17 protein-coding genes and 1 other RNA gene are annotated in these 16,989 nt (G+C 65.3%); 5 read left to right on the top strand and 13 right to left on the bottom strand.

The window, feature by feature from the left end; genetic code table 11:
• Positions 1-13: 13 nt before the first annotated feature.
• Both AC1DX2_RS09000 and gyrA read right to left on the bottom strand, forming a co-directional pair.
• The gene (locus AC1DX2_RS09000) at positions 14-616 is read right to left on the bottom strand and encodes a DUF2059 domain-containing protein (protein ID WP_477195997.1); all 603 of its coding nucleotides are present in this window, start codon (positions 614-616) and stop codon (positions 14-16) included.
• Positions 613-3,252, bottom strand: coding sequence for a DNA gyrase subunit A (gene gyrA / locus AC1DX2_RS08995; protein WP_477195996.1), 2,640 nt, complete (start codon positions 3,250-3,252; stop codon positions 613-615). Before gyrA ends, AC1DX2_RS09000 begins: the two co-directional genes overlap by 4 nt.
• Positions 3,253-3,491: 239 nt before the next feature.
• Between gyrA and ompA the strand changes: the two genes are divergently transcribed.
• The 4 genes from ompA to ssrA all read left to right on the top strand — a co-directional run bounded on the left by ompA (position 3,492) and on the right by ssrA (position 6,024).
• The gene (gene ompA, locus AC1DX2_RS08990; protein ID WP_477195995.1) at positions 3,492-4,166 is read left to right on the top strand and encodes an outer membrane protein OmpA; all 675 of its coding nucleotides are present in this window, start codon (positions 3,492-3,494) and stop codon (positions 4,164-4,166) included.
• Positions 4,167-4,238: 72 nt separating this feature from the next.
• Positions 4,239-4,952, top strand: a complete 714-nt coding sequence (gene ubiG, locus AC1DX2_RS08985) for a bifunctional 2-polyprenyl-6-hydroxyphenol methylase/3-demethylubiquinol 3-O-methyltransferase UbiG (RefSeq protein ID WP_477195994.1) — start codon at positions 4,239-4,241, stop codon at positions 4,950-4,952.
• Positions 4,952-5,623: an HAD-IA family hydrolase gene (locus AC1DX2_RS08980; RefSeq protein WP_477195993.1), complete on the top strand. Its 672-nt coding sequence runs from the start codon at positions 4,952-4,954 to the stop codon at positions 5,621-5,623. The genes ubiG and AC1DX2_RS08980 overlap by 1 nt, the downstream gene beginning before the upstream one ends.
• 12 nt (positions 5,624-5,635) lie before the next feature.
• Positions 5,636-6,024, top strand: a transfer-messenger RNA (tmRNA) gene (gene ssrA / locus AC1DX2_RS08975).
• A gap of 164 nt (positions 6,025-6,188) precedes the next feature.
• On the opposite strand, the gene AC1DX2_RS08970 is transcribed toward ssrA, so the two are convergent.
• The 6 genes from AC1DX2_RS08970 to AC1DX2_RS08945 all read right to left on the bottom strand — a co-directional run bounded on the left by AC1DX2_RS08970 (position 6,189) and on the right by AC1DX2_RS08945 (position 12,262).
• On the bottom strand, positions 6,189-6,593 hold the full coding sequence (locus AC1DX2_RS08970) for a hypothetical protein (RefSeq protein WP_477195992.1): 405 nt from the start codon (positions 6,591-6,593) through the stop codon (positions 6,189-6,191).
• A 68-nt stretch (positions 6,594-6,661) separates the two neighbouring features.
• Complete coding sequence (locus tag AC1DX2_RS08965; protein WP_477195991.1) at positions 6,662-7,687, bottom strand: potassium channel family protein; 1,026 nt, start codon at positions 7,685-7,687, stop codon at positions 6,662-6,664.
• Positions 7,688-7,784: 97 nt separating this feature from the next.
• Positions 7,785-10,199, bottom strand: coding sequence for a xanthine dehydrogenase family protein molybdopterin-binding subunit (locus tag AC1DX2_RS08960; RefSeq protein WP_477195990.1), 2,415 nt, complete (start codon positions 10,197-10,199; stop codon positions 7,785-7,787).
• Positions 10,196-10,723 carry a (2Fe-2S)-binding protein gene (locus AC1DX2_RS08955; RefSeq protein ID WP_477195989.1) on the bottom strand — a complete coding sequence of 176 codons (528 nt, stop codon included), beginning with the start codon at positions 10,721-10,723 and terminating at the stop codon, positions 10,196-10,198. The genes AC1DX2_RS08960 and AC1DX2_RS08955 overlap by 4 nt, the downstream gene beginning before the upstream one ends.
• 27 nt (positions 10,724-10,750) lie before the next feature.
• On the bottom strand, positions 10,751-11,605 hold the full coding sequence (locus AC1DX2_RS08950; protein WP_477195988.1) for an FAD binding domain-containing protein: 855 nt from the start codon (positions 11,603-11,605) through the stop codon (positions 10,751-10,753).
• An 18-nt stretch (positions 11,606-11,623) separates the two neighbouring features.
• A complete protein-coding gene (locus AC1DX2_RS08945; protein WP_477195987.1) occupies positions 11,624-12,262 on the bottom strand; it encodes an SRPBCC family protein in 639 nt (212 codons plus the stop codon).
• Positions 12,263-12,431: 169 nt separating this feature from the next.
• On the opposite strand from AC1DX2_RS08945, the gene AC1DX2_RS08940 reads away from it, so the two are divergent.
• Positions 12,432-13,112 (top strand): TetR/AcrR family transcriptional regulator, encoded by a 681-nt coding sequence (locus tag AC1DX2_RS08940; protein ID WP_477195986.1) that lies wholly within the window; start codon positions 12,432-12,434, stop codon positions 13,110-13,112.
• 16 nt (positions 13,113-13,128) lie between these two features.
• On the opposite strand, the gene AC1DX2_RS08935 is transcribed toward AC1DX2_RS08940, so the two are convergent.
• Genes AC1DX2_RS08935 through AC1DX2_RS08915 form a run of 5 tightly spaced genes read right to left on the bottom strand, consistent with a single transcriptional unit; the run spans position 13,129 to position 16,971 of the window.
• On the bottom strand, positions 13,129-13,605 hold the full coding sequence (locus tag AC1DX2_RS08935) for a VOC family protein (RefSeq protein WP_477195985.1): 477 nt from the start codon (positions 13,603-13,605) through the stop codon (positions 13,129-13,131).
• 14 nt (positions 13,606-13,619) lie between these two features.
• Positions 13,620-14,339, bottom strand: coding sequence for an ABC transporter ATP-binding protein (locus AC1DX2_RS08930; protein ID WP_477195984.1), 720 nt, complete (start codon positions 14,337-14,339; stop codon positions 13,620-13,622).
• Complete coding sequence (locus AC1DX2_RS08925) at positions 14,339-15,100, bottom strand: ABC transporter ATP-binding protein (protein ID WP_477195983.1); 762 nt, start codon at positions 15,098-15,100, stop codon at positions 14,339-14,341. Before AC1DX2_RS08925 ends, AC1DX2_RS08930 begins: the two co-directional genes overlap by 1 nt.
• Positions 15,097-16,068 carry a branched-chain amino acid ABC transporter permease gene (locus AC1DX2_RS08920; protein ID WP_477195982.1) on the bottom strand — a complete coding sequence of 324 codons (972 nt, stop codon included), beginning with the start codon at positions 16,066-16,068 and terminating at the stop codon, positions 15,097-15,099. The genes AC1DX2_RS08925 and AC1DX2_RS08920 overlap by 4 nt, the downstream gene beginning before the upstream one ends.
• Before the next feature lie 21 nt (positions 16,069-16,089).
• Complete coding sequence (locus AC1DX2_RS08915) at positions 16,090-16,971, bottom strand: branched-chain amino acid ABC transporter permease (RefSeq protein ID WP_477195981.1); 882 nt, start codon at positions 16,969-16,971, stop codon at positions 16,090-16,092.
• Positions 16,972-16,989 lie beyond the last annotated feature (18 nt).

The raw sequence follows: 16,989 nt of genomic DNA, 5'->3' as shown, positions 1-16,989 counted from the left end.
TGGCGGGGTGGTCTTACTTGCCTTCGCTCTTGGCCTTGGCCTTGGGCTTGGCGGCCGAAGCGGCTGCGGCCGGCTTGGCGGCTGCACCCAGGTAGGGATCCGCAGCGGCGTGCACGGCCTTGTTCAGGTCGTTGAGCTTGGGGTCCACCGCCGGGGCGGATTGGGCCACCAGCTTTTCCACATAGCTCTTCTGGATGTCCGGCAGCACCTGCTGGAATTTCTTGTTCACCGGCGACTCCAGCCAGGCGATCAGGACTTTCAGTTCCTCTTCGTTGAACTTCTCCTCGAAGGCGGCGGCATTGGTCGGCGCCAGCTTCAGCGCCTCGGCGCGTACCAGTGGCACGGTTTCGTCTTCGTACTTCTTGACGGCGGCGTCAATCTGCTTGCTCAGCGCTTCCCGCTTGTCGGCGGGCACCTGGGCGGAGAGCACGGGCATCATCGGTCCGATGATGCGTTGCACCGGCTGCGCCACCAGGTTGCGGATCAGCGCGTCAACGCCGGGCTGCTGCAGCGTCATCAACTTTTGCACCAGCTCCTTCTTCGTCTGCGCCTGGGCCGGAATGGTTGCTGCTGCAGCGCCAATCACCAGCGCTGCCAGCAATGCCTTTTTCATCATGGGTTTTCCTCTGTGGTTGAATCGTCGTCCGGCGTGCCGGACAGGGTGTCATTGGCATCGTTTTCGACGATGCGTTGCAATCCGCTGAGTTTGGACCCCTCATCCAGGCCTATCAGCGTGACGCCTTGTGTTGCTCTTCCGAGCTCGCGAATCTCACTCACCCGGGTGCGCACCAGCACGCCCTTGTCGGTGATCAGCATGATCTCGTCGTCGGTGTGCACCAGCGTTGCGGCCACCACCTTGCCGTTGCGCTCGCTCTGGGTGATGGCGATCATGCCCTTGGTGCCGCGGCCATGGCGCGTGTACTCGCCGATCGGCGTGCGCTTGCCAAAGCCGTTTTCGGTGGCGGTCAGCACGCTTTGCTGTTCGTCTTCCGCCACCAGCATGGCGATCACGCTCTGGCTGTCGTCCAGCGTCATGCCGCGCACGCCGCGCGCATTGCGGCCCATCGGGCGCACGTCGTTTTCGTCGAAGCGCACCGCCTTGCCGCCGTCGCTGAACAGCATCACGTCGTGCGCGCCATCGGTCAGCGCCGCGCCGATCAGGAAGTCACCCGGGTCCAGGTCCACGGCAATGATGCCGGCCTTGCGCGGGTTGGAAAACTCGTCCAGCGAGGTCTTCTTCACCGTGCCCATGCTGGTGCCCATGAACACATAGGCGCTGGCCGGGAAGCTGCGCTTCTCGCCGGTCAGCGGCAGCACCACGGTGATCTTCTCGCCCTCTTGCAGCGGGAACATGTTGACGATCGGGCGCCCGCGCGAGCCGCGCGAGCCCTGCGGCACTTCCCACACCTTGAGCCAGTACAGGCGGCCGCGGTTGCTGAAGCACAGGATGTAGTCGTGCGTGTTGGCGATGAAGAGCTGGTCAACCCAGTCGTCTTCCTTGGTCTGCGTGGCCTGCTTGCCGCGCCCGCCGCGCTTTTGAGCCCGGTACTCGCCCAGAGGCTGGCTCTTGATGTAGCCGCTGTGGCTGAGCGTGACCACCATGTCGGTGGGGGTGATCAGGTCTTCGGTGCTGAGGTCGTAGGCGCTGTGCTCAATCTGGCTGCGCCGCGCGCCCAGCTTGGTCTGGCCGAACTCCTGCTTGATGTGGGCCAGCTCCTCGCTGATGATGGTGGACACGCGCTCGGGCTTGGCCAGGATGTCCAGCAGGTCTTCGATCTCGGCCATCACCTCTTTGTATTCGGCCACGATCTTGTCCTGCTCCAGCCCGGTCAGGCGCTGCAGGCGCATTTGCAGGATTTCCTGCGCCTGGGTGTCGCTCAGGCGGTACAGGCCGTCCTTGCCCATGCCGTAGGTCTTGTCCAGGCCTTCGGGGCGGTAGTCGTCGGCGTTGATCACGCCACCGTCGGTGCGCGTGCGCGTCAGCATCTCGCGCACCAGTTTGCTGTCCCACGGGCGGCTCATCAGCTCCACCTTCGCCACCGGCGGGGTGGGGGCGTTGCGGATGATGGCAATGAAGTCGTCAATATTGGCCAGCGCCACCGCCAGGCCTTCCAGCACGTGGCCGCGCTCGCGCGCCTTGCGCAGGTTGAACACGGTGCGCCGCGTCACCACCTCGCGGCGGTGGTCCAGGAAGACCTCCACCAGGTCCTTCAGGTTGCACAGCTTGGGCTGGCCGTTGACCAGCGCCACCATGTTGATGCCGAAGGTGTCCTGCAGCTGCGTCTGCTTGTACAGGTTGTTCAGCACCACCTCGGGCACTTCGCCGCGCTTGAGCTCGATCACCAGGCGCATGCCGGACTTGTCGCTCTCGTCCTGGATGTGGCTGATGCCCTCGATCTTCTTCTCGTGCACCAGTTCGGCCATGCGCTCCTGCAGCGTCTTCTTGTTGACCTGGTAGGGCAGCTCGTCAACGATGATGGACTGGCGTTGGCCTTTGTCGATGTCTTCGAAGTGGCACTTGGCGCGCATCACCACGCGGCCGCGGCCGGTGCGATAACCTTCCTTGACGCCATTGATGCCGTAGATGATGCCGGCGGTGGGGAAGTCCGGCGCCGGAATGATCTCCATCAGCTCGTCAATCGTCGCCTGCGGGTTACGCAGCAGGTGCAGGCAGCCGTCGACGATCTCGTTCAGGTTGTGCGGCGGGATGTTGGTGGCCATGCCCACGGCGATGCCGCCCGAGCCGTTGAGCAGCAGGTTGGGCAGCTTGCTGGGCAGCACCAGCGGCTCGCGTTCCGAGCCGTCGTAGTTGGGCCCGAAGTCGACGGTTTCCTTGTCGATGTCGGCCAGCATCTCGTGCGCGATCTTGGCCAGGCGGATTTCGGTGTAACGCATGGCGGCGGCGTTGTCGCCGTCCACCGAGCCGAAATTGCCCTGGCCATCGACCAGCATGTGGCGCATTGAAAAATCCTGCGCCAGGCGCACAATGGCGTCATACACCGACTGGTCACCGTGGGGGTGGTACTTGCCGATGACGTCGCCAACGATACGCGCGGACTTCTTGTAGGCCCGGTTCCAGTCGTTGTTCAGCTCGTGCATCGCGAACAACACGCGCCGGTGCACCGGCTTCAAGCCGTCACGCGCATCGGGCAGGGCGCGGCCCACGATCACGCTCATCGCGTAATCCAGGTAACTGCGCCGCATCTCCTCTTCAAGGCTGATGGGCAGTGTTTCTTTGGCGAACTGGGTCATCTGGAAAAAATAAGCGTGAGTGCGATAGCAGAGGCAACCTTACATTCTACGGTCCCGGGTCTGTCGCATTGCTGCAACAGGCAGTTTCCTCAGTGTTGCTTGGCCTGCCAAAGTGTTGTTTTTAGGTTGTTCGCATGTAACCCTGTGGCACAATGTTTGAAGCGTTTTAGGTGATGGTCATTTAGAGCGTCAATTTCCCTCGCAGCCCTGCTGCGGCTTTTTCCCCAAGAGGAGAACCGATGAGAAAACTAAACAAAGTGGCAATTTTGTTTGCTGCCGCTGCGTTGACCACGGTCGCAGGCGCTCAAACGCGTGTCGTGGCAGCCGACGGTGGCAACAAGATTGACAACTGGCAGAACGGCACTGGAGAACTCGTCTGGAAGAACGGGACCAATGAATACTGCTGGCGCGACGCGTTCTGGACGCCCGCCACGGCCGCCAAGGGTTGCGATGGTGCATGGGTGCCCCCGCCCCCGCCGCCCCCCCCGCCGCCGCCGCCCGCCCCGGCTCCTGCGGTCAAGCCGCCGGCACCGCCTGCTCCCCCGGCACCCCCGGTGGCCAGCAAGGTGACGTTTGCCGCTGACGCCTTCTTCGACTTCGACAAGGCTGTGCTGAAGCCCGAAGGCAAGGCCAAGCTGGATGACCTGTCCGACAAGGTCAAGGGCATCAACCTGGAAGTGATCATCGCCGTGGGCCACACCGACTCGGTGGGCACCGATGAATACAACCAGAAGCTGTCCGTGCGCCGCGCCGAAGCCGTCAAGGCCTACCTGGTGACCAAGGGTATCGAAAAGAACCGTGTGTACACCGAAGGCAAGGGCGAGAAGCAGCCTGTGGCCGACAACAAGACCGCCGAAGGCCGCGCGAAGAACCGTCGCGTGGAAATCGAAGTGGTTGGCACGCGCAACAACTAAGCAGCCTGCTGCTTAGCTCACAAAACCCGCTTCGGCGGGTTTTGTGCTTTTGGGGTCGCCGATAATCACTGCATGACAGGAACCGTAAACGCCGACCCCGCCGAGCTGGCCAAATTCTCGGAACTGGCCCACCGCTGGTGGGACCCGAACAGCGAATTTCGCCCGCTGCACCAGATCAACCCGCTGCGGCTGGACTGGATCAGCAGCCTGGCCCCACTGGCTGGCAAGCAAGTGCTGGATGTGGGCTGCGGCGGCGGCATTTTGGCCGACAGCATGGCGCGCCGGGGCGCCAACGTGCTGGGCATCGACCTGGCCACCAAGGCGTTGAGGGTGGCCGAACTGCACACGCTGGAGGCCCAGACGCCCAATATCCGCTACCAGGAAATTGCCGTGGAGCAGCTGGCAGCCGAAGCCCCAGCCAGCTTTGAAGTGGTGACCTGCATGGAAATGCTGGAGCACGTGCCCGATCCGGCCAGCGTGGTGCGCGCCTGCGCCGAACTGGTCAAGCCGGGTGGCTGGGTGTTTTTTTCCACCATCAGCCGCAACCCCAAGTCTTTTTTGTTTGCCATCGTTGGCGCCGAGTACGTGCTGAACCTGCTGCCGCGCGGCACGCACGAATACGCCAAGATGATCCGCCCCAGCGAGCTGGCCGGCCACTGCCGTGCCGCCGGGCTGGAACTGCACCGCACTCGTGGCATGGAATACAACCCGCTGACCAAGCGCTACTGGCTCAGTGACGATACCAGCGTCAACTACCTGTTTGCCACGCAGAAACCCGCCGCCTGATGTTTGCTGACATCCAAGCCGTGCTGTTCGACCTGGACGGCACCTTGCTGGACAGCGCGCCCGACCTGGCTGCCGCCGCCAACCAGATGCGCCTCGCGCGCAGCCTGGCGCCGCTGCCGCTGCACCTCTACCGCCCCTGGGTGGGCATGGGCGCGCGTGGCATGCTGAAAATCGCCTTTGAACTGACCCCCGAGCACGGCGACGAATTCCAACGCCACAAGGCTGAGTTTTTCACCCACTACGCCGCCGGCCTGCTCAACACCACGCAGGCGTTTGACGGCGTGCCGCAGCTCATCGGCACCCTGCAGGCCCGCCGCGTGCCCTGGGGCGTGGTGACCAACAAGGCCACCCTGTACACGCAGCCCATCGTGCAGGGCATGGCCGACCTCTTTGGCGGCGCCGGGGCGATTGTGTGTGGTGACACCACCCCGCACGCCAAGCCACACCCCGCGCCGCTGCTGGAGGCCGCGCGCCAGCTGGGCCTGCCGCCGCAGGCCTGCGTGTACGTGGGGGATGATGAGCGCGACATCATCGCCGGCCACGCCGCCGGCATGCGCACCGTGGCGGCCGCCTATGGCTACCTGAGCAGCCAGCCCGACGTGGCGCAGTGGAAAGCCCATGCCAGCATAGATAAACCCTTGCAGCTCTTGAAATTGCTGCAACTGGACTAAAATACAGCGTGAGGGGCTGCACTGGTTTCGACGTGGGTTCGGACGCGCAGCAGGGCATGTCGAGGTTCTGTCACCTCGTAAAACAGCAGAAAAAACCTAACTGCAAACGACGAACGTTTCGCACTCGCTGCTTAATTGCACGTGAGCCTCGCAACAGCAAGCCAATAGGCTGGGCAAGGGTTGAGGCGCCTCAAGGTGCTTCAGTCCAGGCTGCGGGGTAACTTCATTTGGCTGGGTGAGCGTTGGGTAACTTAGCGCACACCGAGAAAATAGGTTGCTGGCGTTTTGCATAGCGTGCCACTGCGCGATGCAAAAGGCGAGACTCAAATCAGACGGCTACACATGTAGAACTGTTCGAAGAAGGCTTGCGGACGGGGGTTCAAATCCCCCCAGCTCCACCAACTCACAAGGCGGCCGCTAACGACCATCGTTGGCGGCCGTTTTTCATGTGTGCAGCATGGGGCGCCGCAACGCCCAGCCGCCGTGAACGTCGGCAGCGTTCGCACATGGCGAACAACACCCCGCATCAACGCCGGGCCGGGCGCATGAGTGACTCAGCGCTCTGTCAGCGCACAGCCACCAGCATCCTGTCGATTTCGTTGATGACGACGGTATTGCCGTCGTTCATGAACTGCAGCTTGGCGCCATTGAGGGTGACGAAGCGCGCCGGCGATGTGGCCGACATTTCCTGCATGGGCAGTTTGCCCAGTTGGTAGTAGTAGCGCGTTCCCTGCTGCCATACCTTCAGCACTTCGCCGGTGTCAAGCCGGAAGGTGCCCACATAGGTGTTGAATTCATTCGGCGCCAGCTTGTAAATCCTGTCACCGCGTATCTCAATGGAATCAATGGACTGGATGCTGGCTTGGTCTGCGCTTGGCGTGGCGTCTTGCGTCTGTGCGTTGGCGGTGCCCAGCAGTGCCAGCCCGAGCAGGGGGGCCAGAGCCAGGATGGTGAGTGGTTGTTGGCGCATGGTGTGTCCTCTCTTCATCAGGGTTGTTGATCCCTGAATCGTAGGCAGCGCCACCAGCGCGTGGGGTGTCAAAGTGTTACCTGAAGTAAACCTTCCACCAACACACGGCCCTGCGGACTGGTCATCAGCACCAGCACGGTGCCGGGAGTGATTTCCTGCTCGTCTGCCGGGTTGAAGTGCCACTGCCCGTCGTGGCGCAGCGCCATCAGCAGGTAGTGCGGTGAACGCTTCACGCACCGGGCCAGCGGTTGCGGTGCAAAGCCGACAGGGACGGTCACTTCTTCCACGCGCAGGTTGTCGTCGGTGCGCAGCATCTGGTCCATGAAGCTGACCACGTGGGGGCGCACCATGGCCGAGGCGATGCGCATGCCGCCGGTGAAGTCGGGCGAGACGATTTCGTCGGCACCGGCCTTCTTGGCCTTGGGCGCGTTGCGGATGTCGTGCAGCCGGGCCACCACGCGGCACTTGGGGTTCAGCAGCTTGACGGACAGCGAAATCATCAGGTTGTGACTGTCGTCGCCGGTCACCGCAAACACGCCAGCGGCCGCCAGAACACCGGCGCGGGTCAGCGCGTCGTCGCTGGCGGCGTCGTCGTGCAGGTGCAGGACGCCAGGGTGGTGCTCCAGCCAGGTGTCCAGCGCGGCGCGGTTGGCTTCGATGACGACCAGGCGGCGCTCGGTCTTGGCCAGTTCGCGCGCCACGTTGCCGCCCACCCGGCCCACGCCGCAGACGATGTAGTGGCCGCTGAGTTGGGCGATGTCTTTTTCCATGCGTCGTTTCCTCCGGGCCGCGTTCAAATCGCTGTCCACCAGCAAGGCCACTGTGGCGGAAAACAGGTAGCTCAGGGTGCCTATGCCCACCACGGCAATGCCCACGGTGAAGAGGCGCCCCATGGGGTGGTGTGTCAGGTCCACCGTCTCGCCGTAGCCAATGGTGGCCACGGTGATGAAGGTCATGTAGAAACTGTCAATCCAGGTGGCGGTGGGCCGGCCCAGGTGGTGGTAGCCCAGCGTGCCCACCACGTGGATGATCAGCAGCAGCGCGGAGCCGACCATCAGGCCGCGGAAATGCCGGTTTTTCAGGAGTTTTATCACGCGGGTGGCGCTTGGGGGTGTTTGGCCCAGGTGGGTGTCCGCATTGTAGGAGGGGCTGCGCCAGCCAGCCGGCTGCGGCCCGCGCCGGCCCGGCGCGCTACACCTTGCCCAGCGCCCGCAACACCTTCTCGGGGGTGATGGGCTGCGACACCACGCGCGCCTTCAACGGCAGCAGCGCGTCATTGATGGCATTCATCACCGCCGCCGGCGCCCCGGCGGTACCGGCTTCGCCAGCGCCCTTGGCGCCGAGTTGGGATGTCTTGGTGGGCGTCTGCACGTGCGCCATCACGATGTCGGGCATTTCGCCCGCCATGGGCACCAGGTAGTCGGCCATGCTGCCGTTGCGCAGCAGCGCGCGCTGGTCATACAGGCATTCCTCATACAGCGCGCCGCCAATGCCCTGCACGATGGCGCCGCGCATCTGCTCGTCCACCAGCAGCGGGTTCAGCACGCGGCCACAGTCTTCCACCGCCCAGTGCTTCAGCAGCTTCACAAAGCCGGTGTTTACGTCCACCTCCACATACGAGGCCTGCACGCCGTTGGTGAAGGCAAACGGGTAGTCGCGTTGCGCGTAGGTGCGCGTCACCACCAGCTCGGGCAGGTCGCCGGCCGGCAGCGTGTCGGGGCGGAAGTAGGCCACGCGGCCCAGCTCGGACAGGGCCATGCTGTGCTGCGGGTCGTCGCGGTCCACCACGTAACCGTTTTGCACGTCCAGCCGCCCGGCGTCGCGCTTCATCACGATGGCGGCAAATTGGCGCAGGTTCTCGCGCAGCGCCAGCCCGGCCTGCAGCACCGCCTCGCCGCCCACGCCGGCCCCGCGGCTGGCCCAGGTGCCGCCACCGTAGGGCGTGACCTCGGTGTCGCCGGTGATGACCTTCACGTTGTCCATCGGCAGACCCACCGCATCGGCCACGATCTGCGCGAAGATGGTCTCGGTCCCCTGGCCTTGCTCGCCCACGCCCACCAGGCAGGTCACCATGCCGCTGGCGTCAAGCCGGATGGTGGCGCCGTCTTGCGCCGAGATGCGGGCACCACCTACGCCGTAAAAGGCGGCGCCGGGGTTGGTCAGCTCCACCAGCACGGCCAGGCCTATGCCGCGGTAGATGCCTTGCTTGCGCAGCCCGGCCTGTTCGGCGCGCAGCGCGGGGTAGTCCATCAACTTTTCCAGCTTGTCCAGGCAGGCCTGGTGCGACAAGGCTTCGAGCTTGATGCCGGAGGCGCCGGTGCACGGGTAGCCGTCGTCGGGCATCACGTTCTTGCGCCGCATGGCAAGTGCGTCCACGCCCAGGTGCTGCGCGGCCAGCTCCACCAGGCCCTCGGTCACCGCGCAGGCAATCGGGTGGCCCACGCCACGGTACTGGCTGGTGGGCACCTTGTTCTGGAACACCACCTTCAGCTCGGCCCGGTAGTGCTTGTGCTTGTAGGGGCCGCCGGTGATGTTCAGCACCTGGTTGCCCTCAATGGCGCTGGTGCGGGGGTAGACGGAGTAGGGGCCGATGCCCGTCAGGTCGTCGATATCGATGCCGACAATCTCGCCATCACGCATGGCGGCAATGCGCGCCTTCACCACGTGTTCGCGCGCATGGATGTCGGTGGTGAAGGACTCCAGCCGGTCAGCCACGAACTTGACCGGGCGCTTCAGCAGAATGGACAGCGCCACGGTGGCGAAGTCGTCCGGGTACGAATGCACCTTGATGCCGAAGGACCCGCCGACGTCCTTGCAGATCACCCGCACCTGGGTTTCGGGCAGGTCGAAGTGGCGGGCATACAGGTCTTGCATCATGTGCGGCGCCTGGTGCGATTGCCACACGGTGAGTTTGTGGTCCGCCGGCTGGTAGTCGGCCAGCACCGAGCGGGTTTCCATCGTCACGCCGGTGTGGCGGCCAAAGCGGAAGGTTTCCTCCAGCACCACGTCGGCGGCGGCAAAGGCGGCGTCCACGGCGCCGGTGTCCAGCTTTTTGTGGAAGCACAGGTTGTCGCCCAGCTCGGGGTGGATCACCGGCGTCTCGGCGTTCAGGGCGGTCTCCATGTCGGCCACCACCGGCAGCTCTTGCCAGTCCACGGTGATGGTCTGCAGCGCGTCCTCGGCCTGGTGGCGCGTCTCGGCCACCACGGCCAGCACCGGTTCGCCCTGCCAGCACACGCGTTCCATGGCCAGCGGGTACTGCGGGGCGGACTTCATGCCCTGCAAATGCGCCAGCGTGGCCACCCAGGGGGTGCAGATGGCGGCAATCTCCTGGCCGCCCACCACGGCAATCACGCCAGGCATGGTGCGGGCCTGGTCGGCGTTGATCTGCCCAATGCAGGCATGCGCCACCGGGCTGCGCAGGTAGACCACATGGGCCAGGCGCGGCGGGTTCAGGTCGTCCACATAGGCCCCGCGGCCTTCCAGGTGGCGCTTGGCGTTGGGGCGGGCCACGCCGGCGCCGATGTAGGTTTTGCCGGCCTGGGTGCCGCGCAGGTCAGCAATGGGGCTGTCCAGCGGTATGTCGTGCTCGGTGTGGGTGCTCATGGGGCCTCAATCAGCGTGGCGTTGGCCGTGCGCATGGCCTGGCGGCGCTGCGCCAGCACGTCGCAGATGGCGTCCACAATGGCCTGGTAGCCGGTGCAGCGGCAGTAGTTGCCCGAGATGTAGTCGCGCACCTGCTCGCGCGTGGCGTCGGGCTTTTCTTCCAGCAGCGCGGCGGCTGTCAGCAGCATGCCGGAGGTGCAAAAGCCGCACTGCAGCGCGTTGCGGGCGTGAAAGGCCTGCTGCAGTTCGGTCAGGTCGCGGCGGTCACTGGCGCCGTCAATCGTTTCCACGTCGTGGCCGTCGGCCTGCACCGCCAGCACGAGGCAGCCGCGCACGATGTCGCCGTCCAGCCGCACGGTGCAGGCGCCGCACACGCCATGCTCGCAACCGGCACGGGCGCCTTTGATACCCAGATCCTCGCGCAGGAAGTCGATCAGATGGGTGCGCGGCTCCACCTCGCGGGTTTGCTGCACGTTGTTGACCCAAATGGTCACGGGTACCTTCATGCTCAGGGGGTCAGCCATGCATTGCTCCATGTTCTTGGGCTTGGCTCATGCGGTGAGTTGCTGCACTGCGCGGCGCAGCAGCACGCCTGCCAGGTGCTGCTTGGTGGTGGCGCTGCTGTACAGGTCAGCGCTGGGGTGCAGCTCTTGGGCCAACGCGGCCACGGCGGCGTCCACCTGGGCTGCCTCGGCGCGGGTGCCCTCCAATGCGTGCGCGGCCTGTCGAGCCAGCATGGGGATGTTGCCGGTGCCCAGGAACACCAGACGCAGCTGGCCCAGCACGCCGTTGCTCAGCTGTGCGCAGGCGGCCAGGCCGACGATGGCGTAGTCGCCGTGGCGGCGCGCCAGCTCGTCGAAATGGTGGCGTGCGTTGGCGCTTGGCAGGGGGAATTCGCAGGCCACCAGCACCTCGTCCGGCGCCATGGCGGTCTTGTAGAGCTCCAGGAAGAATTCTTCCGCGCGCACGCGGCGCTGGCCTGCGGGGCCTTGCATGACCAGTGTGGCATCCAGCGCCACCGCGCAGGCCGGCCATTCGGCGGCCGGGTCGGCAAAGGCCAGCGAGCCACCCAGCGTGCCGCGGTTGCGTATGGCGCGGTGCGCCACGTGCGGCGCGGCGGCCGTCAGCAGCGGCAGGTGTTTGGCCAGCAGGGGGGAATCCTCGATGTCCGCATGGGTGGTCATGGCCCCTATGCGCACATGGCCCTGCTGCAGCGAGATGCCGCGCAGGCCAGGCACCTGGGCCAGGTCCACCAGCACGCCGGGCTCAGACAGGCGCATGTTCAGCGTGGCCAGCAGCGTCTGTCCGCCGGCGATCAATCGCGCGGCGTCGCCGTGCTGTTGCAACAGCACGAACACCTCGGCCAGCGAGGTGGGGCGTTGGTAATCGAACGGCGGGGCTTTCATGGCAGGATCAAAGGGGCATCAGGCCAGCCAGCGGGTCAGCAGCAGCGTGAAGCCCACGCCCAGGCAGAACCAGAAGGCGCGGTACAGCTCGGGTGCGAAGCCGGCATTGCCGGTTGCGGAGGAGGGGGCTTGCGCACCCGCCATGGGGCGCCCTGCGGCCAGCGGCATCGCAGCACCCGTTGGCGCAGCACCTGCGGCGCCTGCCCCACGGGCCTGCGGGTTGCTCAGCGCCGCATTGAAGGCGGTAAAGAACTCGTCGGCCATCTTCTTGGCCGAGGCGTCTATCAGCCGCCCGCCGATCTGGCCCAGCTTGCCGCCCACGGCGGCTTCCACCGTGTAGCTCAGCCGGGTGCCGCCTTCTTCGTCCGCCAGCGTCACCTGCGAGCGGCCCTTGGCCGAGCCGGCAGCGCCACCGCTGCCCTCGAAACTCAGCGTGCAGCTGGTGGGCGCCACCACGTCGGACATGAAGATCTTGCCGGCAAAGCGCGCCCGCACCGGGCCGATCTTGAGCAGCAGCTTGGCGTGCTTTTCGGTGTCGGAGACCTGCACGATCTCTTCACAGCCCGGCACACAGCGTGCCAGCACCGCCGGGTCGTTCAAGGCCTGCCACACGGCCGCACGCGCCGCGCCTATGTATTGCTGCCCGTTCAATTCCATGGTCTGTCTCGCTGTTGTGCTGTGGTTTTGTGCGCCGGCCAGTCAAGTGGCAGATCATTATTTACCAATTGGTAAATAGAGTCAATAGGGTGTTCCTCGGGGCGCGCGGCAGGATGCGGCGCACAGCCGCGCGGGTAAGATCAAAGCCACACATGGTTCACCGTCACGCATGACCGCTCGCCCTTCCAAACCCACTGCCGCGCCCGCCAAACAGCGCCAGCGGATGAGCGTGGAGGCGCGCGAAGAGCAGATCGTCCAGGGCGCCATCAAGTTCTTTTCCGAGCGCGGGCTGGACGGCCAGACGCGCGACCTGGCGAAAGAAATCGGCATCACCCACCCGCTGCTGTACCACTACTTTCCCGACAAGCAGTCGCTGATTCAGCGCGTGTACCAAGAGGTCTACCTGGGCCGCTGGAAGCATGAGTGGGAGGAATGGCTGGACGACGTGGACACGCCGTTTGACGTCAAGCTGAACCGCTTCTACCAGGACTACGCCAAGACCGTGCTGACGCCGGAGTGGGTGCGCATCCTGATCTTCTCGGGCCTGAGTGACCGCTACATCTCCACCCAGTACATGGCGCTGCTGCGCGACAAGCTGTTGCCGCGCATCCTGCGCGAGACGCGCCGCCACCTGGGTGTGCCGTTGCGCAAGAAGCCCAGCGAGCGCGAGACCGAGCTGATCTGGGGCCTGCACGGCGGTATCTTCTACCTGGGCATACGCCAGTACATCTACGGCCAGGCGCCGCAGGACGACCCGCAGCAGGTGGTGCAGGACCGCGTGGCCGCCTACCTGGTGGGTGCGCGGGCATTGTTTGCGGGCGTTGCCCCGGGCGCCACCCCGGGCGCATGAAGCCTGGCACCGCGGTTCAGACCGCGCCTGCATGGGCATCGGCCGTGGCCAGGTCTGCCGGCGCGGCGTAGTTCAGTTCCAGCGTGACGCCGCAGGGGTCTTGCACGAACACCTGGTGCAGCGCCAGGCCCGGCACGCGCCGTTCGCGAAACGGCAGACCGTGCGTTTGTAGCCTGCTGTACATGGCCGCCAGGCCCACCGCCTGGAAGGCGATGTGGTCCAGCGCGCCGGTGTCGGCCGCTGTTGACGTGGCGGCCTTGTCGCCCAGGTAGGCGGTCAGCCCGCCGCCATCCTTCGTGTCCACACCGATCAGGTGCACCAGCGCGTCGCCGCTGGGCGCGCCCTGGGCGTCGGCCACGTACAGCCAGGCGCCGGGGAAGGGGAAGTCGGGCCGTGGCCCGCTCACCAGGCCCAGCGCCTGGGCGTAAAAGCTGACGCAGGCCGGCACGTCGGTGGTGCGGGTGGAATAGTGGTCAAGACGGGTGATGGGCATGGCAGCGCTCCTCCTTACACGGAACAGTATTTCTCTTGCATCGCCTCGTCGGCCAGCAGCGCCTGCGCGCTGGATTCGAAGACGATCTCGCCCTGGTCCATGATGTAGGCGCGGTCGGCAATCTGCAGCGCATGCTCCACGCTTTGCTCCACCAGCAGCAGCGTCACACCCTTGGCCTTCAGTGCGGCGAAGTACTCGAACATCTCGTCCACCAGCTTGGGCATGATGCCCTCGCTGGGCTCGTCCAGCATGACCATCTTCGGCCGCGCCGCCATCGCGCGGGCAATGGCCAGCATTTGCTGCTCGCCACCGGACAGGGTGACCGCCTCCTGCGTCAAGCGCTCTTTCAGGCGCGGGAAAGTCTCGGCAATCTCGTCCACCACCTCGCGCTGGCGCTTGCGCCCCTCGGGTGAGGCCATCACGCCCAGCGCGATGTTTTCCATCACCGTCAGGCCCGGCACGATGCGGCGTTCTTCAAACACATAGGCCAGGCCCAGGCCAAAGCGCTTGTGCGCCGGCAACGGCAGCAACTCGGTGTCGCTGAACTGCACGCGCCCCTGCGTCTTGTCCAGCAGGCCCATGATGCCTTTCATCGTGGTGGTCTTGCCGGCGCCGTTGCGGCCTATCAGCGCCACCACCTCGCCCGGCATGACGTGGAAGTCCACCCCCTGCAGGATGTGGCTGCGCCCATACCAGGCGTTGAGTTTTTCCACTTGCAGCAGCGGCGCAGTCATCAGTGCTTCCCCTTGCCGAGGTAGACGCGTTTGACCTCGTCGTTGTGGCGTATCTCATCCGGCGTGCCCTGCACCAGCAACCGGCCCTGGTGCAGCACAATGATGCTGTCGCTGATGCCCATCACCAGCTTCATCTTGTGTTCCACCAGGCCGATGGTGCGGTGCTCCAGCAGCTTCAGGATCAGGTCCATGATGGAGCGGGTTTCTTCCGGGCTCATGCCGGCGGTGGGCTCGTCCAGCAGCAGCAGTTGCGGGTCACAGGCCAGGGCGACTGCGATCTCCAGGCTGCGCTGTTCGCCGTGCGCCAGGTTGTCGGCGCGCTGCTGGCGTTTGTCCTGCAGGCCCACCAGCCCCAGCAACTCCTCGGCGCGCGTCACCCATTCGGCGCGGGCGCTGCGGGGGCGCCACAGGTCATAGGTGCTGTGCATCACCTGCAGCGCCAGGCGCACGTTTTCCAGCACGCTCAGCGCCGGAAACAGGTTGGTGATCTGGAACGACTTGGAAATGCCCAAACGGGCGAACTCATGCTGCTTGCGGCCGGCCAGGTTCTGGCCGTTGAACAGGATCTCGCCGGAGGTCGGCGCAATGGCGCCGGTCACCATGTTGAAGAAGGTGGATTTGCCAGCCCCGTTGGGTCCGATGATGGCGGTCAACCTGCCTTTGGGAAAGCTGACGTGGATGTCCTCGTTGGCGGTGAAGCCGCCAAACTTCTTGGTCACGCCTTTGGTGTGCAGCAGCACGTCGTTCGTTGCGGCGCTCATTTGCGGTACCAGGCCAGAAAGGTGCCCCAGATGCCTTTGGGGAAGAACAGCACCAGCACGATGAAGATCACGCCCACGATCAGTTGCCAGCGCTGGGTGTAGCCAGTCACCAGGTGCTCTATGCCCAGGAAGGTGCCGGCACCCACGAAGGGGCCGAAGAAGGTGCCCATGCCGCCCAGGAGTGTCAGCATCATCACCTGGCCGGAGGCGTGGTAGGACATGCTGTCGATCGATACGGTGGACAGGTTGATGGCGTTCAGCGCTCCCGCCAGCCCGCACACCATGCCGGAGACCACCAGCGACAGCAGCCGCGCGCGCTCCACGTTGATGCCGCAGGCGCGCGCGCGGTGTTCGTTCTCGCGCAGGGCTTCCAGCACGGCACCAAAGGGTGAGCGCAGGATGCGGGCGATCAGCCACACCGCCGGCGCCACGAAGGCCAGCATGAAGTAGTACTTGACCAGCGGGTTCAGCAGGTTCAGCGTCAGCCCGGGCAGGGCCACCTGGTTGACATTGACGCCGCGCAGGCCATTGTCCCCGCCGGTGATGCCGGTGGCGTGGAAGAAGACGAAATACACGCACTGGGCGAGGGCCAGCGTCACCATGGCGAAATAGATGCCGCGGGTGCGCATGGCCAACAGGCCCATGGCGAGCGCGATCAGCCCAGCCAGCAGCACGCCAAAGCCCAGCGCCAGCGGCCAGGCCATGCCATACGCCGAGATCAGCACGCCGCAGCCGTAGGCGCCGCCGCCAAAGAAGGCGGCATGGCCAAACGACAGCTTGCCGGTGTAGCCGAAGGTGAGGTTGTAACCGGCGGCGAACAGGCCGAACAACAAGATGTTGATGGCCAGCGAGTACAAAGGAAACACCAGCGGAAAGAGGGCCAGCACCACGATGGCGGCGGCGGCCGGGTAGCGCGCCGGCCAGGCGCCCAGCGCACGCAGGCGGGAGGGGAGAGAGGTTGCGGTCATGGGTGGGTCAGCGGTGCAGGTTCAGCCCATCAGGCCCTTGCGCCCGAACAAGCCGTTGGGCTTGACGATCAGCATCACCGCCATCAGCGCGAACATCGAAAAATCGGCGTACTCGGGTTTGAACAGCGTGGTGAAGCTGACCACCACGCCCACCAGCAGCCCGGCGGCCACGGCGCCCACCAGCGAGCCCATGCCGCCCACCACGGTGATGACGAAGGCCTCCACCAGCACCGGCACCCCCATCTCGGGCGACACGCCGCGCAGCGGTGCGGCCAGCAGACCGGCCAGGCCGGCAATGGCGGTGCCGACGGCAAAGATGGCCAGCCACACGTTGGCGATGTTGATGCCCAGCACGCGCAGCACCAGCGGGTCGCGCGCGCCGGCCCGCACGATCAGGCCGTAGCGCGTGCGCTCCAGGAACAGCCACAGCGCCAGCACCACGGCGGTGGTGACGCCGATCAGGAACAGCCGGTACAGCGGGAACATGCCGACGCCAATGTCCACCGCGCCCTGCAGCAGCTCGGGCGTGTCGAACTGCTCGCCCTGCACGCCGAACAGCATGCGCGCCATGTCCATCATCACGTAGGCCAGGCCGAAGGTCAGCAGCAGCGGGTAGTCAATGCCGCGCCCATACAGTGGGCGCACCAGAAAGCGCTCCACCAGCAGGCCCAGAGCAGCGCAGGCCAGCGGCACCGCCACCATGCAGACCCAGAAATTGCCGCCGCGGGCCAGCACGAACACCCCCACATAGGCGCCCATCATGAAGAAGGCGCCATGGGCGAAGTTGACGATGGTCAGCAGGCCAAAGACCAGCGACAGGCCAACGCCGATCAGCACATAGATGGCGCCCAGCGCCAGGCCAGTCACCAGCTGCTGCACGACCAGGTTGAGGGTGATGTCCATGGCGCCGCCCGTTTTTCC

It is taken from the genome of Hylemonella sp. P2_B10 (assembly GCF_056404875.1).
The sequence above is the reverse complement of the archived record's forward strand: the minus strand, read 5'-3'. Positions and strand labels throughout refer to the sequence as shown.